The sequence below is a fragment of the Alkalibacterium sp. AK22 genome (genome assembly GCF_000585255.1).
Lineage (GTDB): Bacteria > Bacillota > Bacilli > Lactobacillales > Carnobacteriaceae_A > Alkalibacterium.
Genome location: NZ_JANL01000020.1, coordinates 1 through 1237, shown reverse-complemented (window position 1 = coordinate 1237; position 1237 = coordinate 1). Strand labels below are relative to the sequence as shown.

1 protein-coding gene is annotated in these 1237 nt (G+C 37.6%); it reads left to right on the top strand.

Annotated elements, in window-relative coordinates:
- Positions 1–65 precede the first annotated feature (65 nt).
- A partial coding sequence (locus tag ADIAL_RS04120; protein WP_034300444.1) for an IS1380 family transposase occupies positions 66–1237 on the top strand: 1172 nt, incomplete at its 3' end.

Sequence of the window (1237 nt, the reverse complement as noted above, 5' to 3'; positions counted from 1 at the left end):
AAAAAAGAACCCCATTCTGATATGGTAAAGGTGTCTAAACCAACCATAAGAAAGGAGTTCTCTTCATGATTAGCTTACACAAAAAGCAAGTAAATTTCAATTCAAACATTACAATATCCCATACTGGGGGTCGTTTATCGAGTGATTCTGGTTTGGTATTAGTTAAAGAAGTAATGGATACCTTCGGGTTCTCTGATTCGGCCAAACGTCTGCTGCACATTAAAGATAACCGATCTTACTTTACGCATGATAACTTAGGTATTTTAGAACAGCTCATTATGCAACTTATTGCTGGTTATTCAGCGGACTCGTCAGCGAATCTTTTAAGGCAAGATCCGGTATTCCAAATGGTGTTAGGCAGAAAACAGTTAGCCTCACAATCGTCAATCTCGCGTTTCTTAGATCGTTTTACCGAGGAAAATTTGAAGCAATTACAATCATTAAATCAATCGCTCATTGATAAAGCACGTTTAATTCGCAATGATACCGAGTTAATTATTGATATTGATTCCACGCATTCAGATACATTTGGACGTCAGGAACAAACAGACTACAATGCTCATTATCAAACCTATGGGTACCATCCACTCGTTGCATTCGATGGATTGACCGGTGATTTCTTAAAAGCTGAATTACGTTCAGGGAATCAGTACACATCTAAAGGTGTGAAAGCATTTTTAGAGCCCTTGTTACATCACTATAGTAAAGCCTTACCAAACACCGACATATTAGTTCGAGGAGACAGTGGCTTTGCGACACCAGAGGTGTATGATTCTTGTGAAGCACATGATAGTCAATATGTGATTCGTTTAAAGAATAATCGGAAACTGGATTATTTAGCAGAAAAATCAGTTCTTTACGGGGATAATCAAAAATGGGAAGAACGAGAAGTTCAATATTTTTCAGTCTCTTATCAAGCACAATCTTGGTCACATCCTCGTCGTGTGTGTATTCGATCGATTCGTGACGTAGACGAATTACTCTTTCAGCACACATTCATTGTAACTAATCTTTCAGAGAATGTACCGCCAGAAACAGTGTTTTCTCTATATGCCAAACGCGGAACCATGGAGAATTATATCAAAGAAGCAAAAGATGGGTTTTATTTTGATAAAACAGATAGTCCACGCTTTTTGGAAAACCATGTCAGAATGATGATTAGTTTGCTTGCATACAACCTCATCAATTGTCTAAAGACTATAGGGTTTGAGAAAATAAACCAAGGAATGACGATTCA